General features: G+C 48.2%; 5 protein-coding genes. 2 read left to right on the top strand and 3 right to left on the bottom strand.

What is annotated here, in order from left to right:
- Positions 1 to 303: 303 nt before the first annotated feature.
- Positions 304 to 1,104, top strand: coding sequence for a hypothetical protein (locus QUA99_RS32005; RefSeq protein WP_333245399.1), 801 nt, complete (start codon positions 304 to 306; stop codon positions 1,102 to 1,104).
- Positions 1,105 to 1,197: 93 nt separating this feature from the next.
- On the opposite strand, the gene QUA99_RS32010 is transcribed toward QUA99_RS32005, so the two are convergent.
- Both QUA99_RS32010 and QUA99_RS32015 read right to left on the bottom strand, forming a co-directional pair.
- Positions 1,198 to 2,109 (bottom strand): sulfite exporter TauE/SafE family protein, encoded by a 912-nt coding sequence (locus tag QUA99_RS32010; RefSeq protein ID WP_333245402.1) that lies wholly within the window; start codon positions 2,107 to 2,109, stop codon positions 1,198 to 1,200.
- A gap of 108 nt (positions 2,110 to 2,217) precedes the next feature.
- The gene (locus QUA99_RS32015) at positions 2,218 to 3,060 is read right to left on the bottom strand and encodes a pentapeptide repeat-containing protein (RefSeq protein WP_333245409.1); all 843 of its coding nucleotides are present in this window, start codon (positions 3,058 to 3,060) and stop codon (positions 2,218 to 2,220) included.
- Between the two features lie 543 nt (positions 3,061 to 3,603).
- Here QUA99_RS32015 and ilvD point away from each other — a divergent pair.
- The gene (ilvD, locus tag QUA99_RS32020) at positions 3,604 to 5,289 is read left to right on the top strand and encodes a dihydroxy-acid dehydratase (protein ID WP_333245405.1); all 1,686 of its coding nucleotides are present in this window, start codon (positions 3,604 to 3,606) and stop codon (positions 5,287 to 5,289) included.
- Between the two features lie 49 nt (positions 5,290 to 5,338).
- Here ilvD and QUA99_RS32025 read toward each other — a convergent pair whose 3' ends face one another.
- Positions 5,339 to 5,869 carry a hypothetical protein gene (locus tag QUA99_RS32025; protein ID WP_333245407.1) on the bottom strand — a complete coding sequence of 177 codons (531 nt, stop codon included), beginning with the start codon at positions 5,867 to 5,869 and terminating at the stop codon, positions 5,339 to 5,341.
- Positions 5,870 to 6,073: the final 204 nt, after the last annotated feature.

Genomic DNA, 6,073 nt, shown 5'->3' on the forward strand with positions numbered 1-6,073 from the left:
CATAATATTGCTTTTAAATGTGTGTGATTTTTGACGCTCGGAGGACAACTTCATCATACCCTAGTTCAGCAACGCCTTAGATTTTAAATTGAAGCATTGACCCCACGGATAAATTCGGGGGGCAAGTTTCATCGGATAAAGGTTTTTTATTTCTGGACGGATGAATGTGGAGGCTTGTATCCTGGATGCTTTCGGTCAACAAAAATACCACAATCAGGAAATTTTGACAAATAGCCCTGATTTATTTGCCGATCGCTTTTATCATGTCCCTATCGCCATCTATCCGACTACGACTAAAAGGCTATGCAGAAGATTGAAAAAGCATCATTCCCAGCTTCCAGAAGTGTCCCGAACCAGCCGGACTGGCTAGAATTGGCAGAATACGCCTCGGTTGCTGGTTCAGCGATGGGCACGATTGTTGCTGTATTGTCGGGCCAAATTGTCTACGCTGCCGCCCCCTTAACCGCAGCACTTTCGCTAAATCTCGCCAATCGCCAGCGTTTCGAGCAACAAATGCAACAAAAGGCAAATTCTGCGATCGCGGACGTACAGGCCGCAGTAGAACGTCGATCGCAGCAAGTTCAGATACTACCTGGAGAACCTGCGGAACTCTACACCGCCGTCTCCGACTTGCAGCAGAAACTAAGCGGCTTGGAATCCGGGGCCATCGCCGAGGTACAAGCTGCCGTAGCCTCCCTCGAACGCCAAGCCCAGGCGCTTCCGGCCGACTCTCAGGAACTCTACACGCAACTGTCCGATTTGCAGCAAAAACTCCGCATTTTGGAAACTAGCGCCCTCAGAGAGCAGGATTGGGAAAATGTCAACGTCCGATTTTTATTGATGGGCGAAAAGTTAACTGAAGTTAAAACTATTACGGCCCAGTTACAGGAACGATCGAACGAAGTAGACTTGAATGAAATCCAAGGTTCTCTCAAGCAATTGCAGGATTTGCTCGATCGACCCACAATAGACACAGGGATGCTGCAAACCGAGATCCAGCATTTGCAGCAGCAAGTTTCCGAATTGCAGCGACAAAATCAAGAAATTGTCAAGCCTTATTTGCAGCGTCTGACTCGCGCCGTGAAGAAACTATCAGCAAATTAGTCTTACTTATTCGTTTTTCCTAGGGTGTAGCGCGGGCATCTTCCCGCATTCTTTCGTAGGGTGCGCCGGGCCGCGCACCTTACCAATTACCAATTACCCGTTACTAAATTTTTGCCAAGCTTGCCAGAAAACATAAATCGATAACACTGCCAAGAGCGATCGAAAAGCTAAACTAACAATACGATCGGGCAATTTCGGCAAAAACCGCGTGCTCACCTGCGCGCCCAACAAACCGCCGCAGCCCAGAATCAACCCCACAACCCACAAAACATTCCCGTGCGCCGCGTGTCCCGCCGTCGCCGAAATTGCCGTAATGACGATGACGCCCAAGCTGGTTTGAATTGCGGTTTTAATGCTTTCTCCTAACAGCAAAATTTGCAGGGGAACCATAATCACGCCGCCCCCTACGCCAAACAAACCCGCTAATAAACCTGCCGCACTCCCGGTAGCAATTTTAGCAAAAGTTGGATTGAATAAAATATTTGAATTATGGGGTAATTGGTAAGTTGTACAGAGGGGAATTGTACTGAGCGAAGCCGAAGTAGCCGAAGTATTGGTAATTGCTGATTGAGCATTTTCCCCTTGTCCCGCTTGTCCTCCCAGTTCCCCTGATTCTGCTTCCGCTTTCTGATTAGCTGTCAGGCGCGCGCGCAATTCAATCAAAAAAATATTCAGCCACAGCAACAACCCAAAAGTAAGTAACAGCAAGTAAGGCGGAAATATCCCCGCCAAATAAGCACCGATTTGTGCTGTGATGATGGCTGGAAATCCGATGCCTGCGACTTGACTCAAGCTGAGGTAGCCCATGCGCCAATTCTGGATGCTGCCAGAAATAGCTGTAATGACGATCGACAAACCGCTAGTAGCAACCGCTTGTACCGGGGCGTACTTGAGAGCAACCAACAAAGGTACGATCGCGGTACCGCCACCGATACCCAAAAATCCAGCTAGAATTCCGGCAAAAATTCCTGCCGCACCGAGAATCAATAATTCAGTGATAGTCATTAGTTATTAATCAGCAGTTAACAGTTAACAGTTAACAGTTAACAGTCAACAGTTAACAGTTAACAGTTAACAGTCAGCAGTCAACAGTTAACAGTTAACAATCAAATTTTAAGAGTCATTAGTTGTGCCGTCGGGCATAATTGCCCGCCTCAAATCTGCATCGCGGAAGTTAGTTCGATTGAGATTAGCGTCAATCAAAACCGCTTCCAACAAAACAGCCCCGCTAAAATTAGACCAGCACAGCTTGGCCCGGTACAAATTAGCACCGCTCAAGTTAGCTTTTGCCAGCGTTGACCAACTCACATTAGCAACTCTCAAATTAGCATTGCTCAGATTAGCTTCGCTCAGATTAGCTCCTACCATCGTTACTTGGCGCAAGTCTGCACCAGTCAGGTTAGCCCCGCTGAGCATCGCCCCGCTGAGAATTGCCTGATTCAGGTTAGCTCTTTCTAAAAGCGACTCGCTAAGGATGGCATTTGTCAGGTTTACCGCTTTGAGAGTTGACCAACTCAAATTTGCTTTCATCAAATTAGTGCGAATCATGCTAGCGTCGGTTAAGTTGGCCGCAAACAAATTCGCTTCGGTAAAGTTGGCTTCGGTCAAATTAGCTTCCGTCAAATTAGCCTTGGTCATGTTGACTTCTCTCGCCATTGAGCCGCGCAGGTTGGCTCCCATCAGGTTAGCCCCGCTGAGATTGGCGCGGCTCAAATCGGTACCGATCAGATTTGCTTCGCTGAGGTTGGCTTCCGTCATGTCCACCCCTGTCAATTTCACCTCGCGCAAGTTCGCTCCCGTCAGGTTAGCGCCTTTGAGGTTTGCGTCTTGGAAATTGGCTCTGGTAAAGTTAGCCTCGCTGAGGTTTACTCCTTTTAAGTCGGCCCCAGCGAGGTTAATTTCTCGAAAATTTCTTTCTCCGGCCGCATATTGCCTCAGAATTCGATCGGCCTCCATGTCATTCGCCTCGCAATTATTTTCAAACGTTAGAGTGATGGGTGTTACCACATCATCCCAGATAACCACGGTATTCACCCTGCACGCTCTAGTATCTGTAGAATCTTTGCACTGCTTTGGTGGCACTGCTGTGCCGCTCCCTCCGAAAAGGTCTGACAAATATCAACGCTTCTGAGAAAATTAAATAGGACTTACGCACGATTGTTTAGAAACCCGGTTTTTTTTACCAAAAGACGGGTTGTAGACCGCAGATTCGGTAAAAAACCCGGTTTCTCGGTTCCGATACGTCCAGGACTGTTAAAAATAGCGTAAAACTCTCGGCACTGGGCAGTCAACAGCCAGCAGCCCAGACAGGACTAAGGCCAAGTGTCACAATGAGTAAGGTGATCTACTATCCGAAACCCTTGATAATCGGTTTATTATCGAAGAGTAGATCGCCCTAAAGGTCGATTGTCGTGTGCCAGTTCGCCTTAGTCCTCAAAGAAAAACAGCGACAGACAACAGACAACTGAACAACAGACAACAGAGAAAGGAAATTTTACAATGCCTGAAAATTTGAGAAGCCAAGCTGTGACTGGGGGCGTGCAGCGCGCGCCCAACCGGGCAATGCTGCGGGCCGTCGGTTTTGGTGACGGCGATTTCACTAAGCCGATTGTGGGGATTGCCAACGGGTACAGCACGATTACGCCCTGCAATATGGGATTGAACGACCTCGCTTTGCGGGCTATTGCGGGTGCAAGGGAAGCTGGGGCGATGCCGCAGATGTTCGGTACGATTACTATCAGCGACGGGATCTCGATGGGAACTGAAGGGATGAAATATTCTCTGGTGTCGAGAGATGTGATTGCTGATTCCATCGAAACTGTTTGCAACGGCCAAAGTATGGACGGGTTGCTGGCTGTCGGCGGTTGCGATAAAAATATGCCGGGGGCGATGATTGCGATCGCCCGCATGAACATTCCTGCTATTTTTGTTTACGGCGGCACGATCAAACCAGGACACCACAACGGACGCGATTTAACCGTTGTCAGCGCTTTTGAAGCAGTCGGTCAATTCAGCGCGGGCAAAATTGACGAAACAGAACTCAATGCAGTGGAAGAGAAAGCTTGTCCGGGTGCGGGTTCTTGCGGCGGAATGTTCACAGCAAATACGATGTCGAGCGCTTTTGAAGCGATGGGCATGAGTTTGCCTTATTCTTCGACAATGGCTGCTGAGGATGCCGAAAAAGCTGACAGCGCTGCCGAATCTGCAAAAGTTGTGGTGGAAGCTGTCCGCAAACAGTTGTTACCGAGCCAGATTTTGACACGAGCGGCCTTTGAAAATGCGATCGCGGTAATCATGGCAATTGGCGGTTCAACCAACGCTGTGCTGCATTTATTGGCCATTTCCAATGCGATCGGCGTTGAGTTGTCCCTCGACGATTTTGAAACTATTAGAGCGAAAGTACCGGTGCTGTGCGACCTCAAACCCAGCGGCAAATACGTAGCAACCGATTTGCACAAAGCAGGCGGCATTCCTCAAGTAATGAAAATGCTGCTAGAACAGGGTTTGCTGCACGGCGACGCCCTGACAATTACCGGTCAAACAGTTGCTGAAGTCCTAGCAGATATTCCAGCCGAACCCCGCACCGACCAAGATGTCATCCGCCCTTGGAACAACCCGCTTTACGCCCAAGGACATTTAGCAATTCTCAGGGGAAATCTGGCAACCGAAGGAGCAGTTGCTAAAATTACTGGCGTTAAAAAACCGCAAATTACCGGCCCGGCGCGCGTATTTGAATCTGAAGAAAATTGTTTGGATGCAATTTTAGCCGGCAAAATTCAAGCCGGAGATGTGATTATCATTCGCTACGAAGGGCCCAAAGGCGGGCCGGGAATGCGCGAAATGTTAGCACCAACTTCGGCAATTATTGGCGCAGGTTTGGGCGATTCTGTAGGGTTAATTACTGACGGTCGCTTCTCTGGCGGAACTTACGGAATGGTGGTCGGTCACGTTGCACCCGAAGCACAAGTTGGCGGGACAATAGCTCTGGTAAAAGAGGGCGATTCGATTACAATTGATGCTAACAATCGCTTGTTGCAGCTTAATATTTCTGATGCAGAATTGGAGCAGCGGCGCGCTCTTTGGCAGCCTCCTAAACCTCGGTATACTAAAGGCGTTTTGGCTAAATATGCTAAGTTGGTTTCTTCTAGCAGTGTCGGTGCTGTGACTGATTTGGGTTTGGGTTAAAGTAGGAATTTTTGTAACCGCTGATATCTGCGGTTACAAAATTCCCAAATTAACTGCGCTGATTCAAAAAGCGGCCTGCCATCGACATTGCGTCAGTAATATCTACGTCGCCGTCTCCATCTCCATCTAAAAACGCATTCAAAACTGGATTTCCGCCCTGGGCTGGATTTTGGGCGTTGCTGCCGGTTTGTAGCAAATTCAGTACTATCGGCACCAAAACAGGTATCATCGCTTGCACTGTCGCGTTATTTAAACCGGTTCTTTGGGCGATATCGGCTACTATCTGCGTCAGTTGGCCTGCTCCGAACAAACTCTGTACTGCTTGCGGATTGGGATTTGTGCCGCTAAATTGGTTGACAACTTCTTGAGCTTGTGCGTCTCCCGACTGCGATCGCACGTCTTGCAATGCCGATCGCACGTATCCGCCCAAAACTGACATCGCCAACTGAGTCGTGCCCGCATCGACGCCCTGGTTGCCGCTCAACTGCTCTACCGCACCGAGAATGTTGCCCAACTGATTGGGACTTGCTTGTTGGTTGGGATTGTCGATCGCGCTCAAAATTTGGTCAAATAGTCCCATAATTTTCGCTCCGTACAGTTGTTTCTCAACTTTAAATTATAGCAAATCCTGTTTTTCAAGATTACGAAAAATAGTTTTGATTTGGGTGCGATCGCTCATTGAGTGGCCTAGCGACAGCCAGTCAATCGATTTTAGATTTTAGATTTTAGATTTTAGATTTTAGATTTTAGATTTTAGATTTTAGATTTTAGATTTTAGATTTTA

The organism is Microcoleus sp. F10-B2, assembly GCF_036704965.1.
Taxonomy (GTDB): Bacteria; Cyanobacteriota; Cyanobacteriia; order Cyanobacteriales; family Microcoleaceae; genus Microcoleus.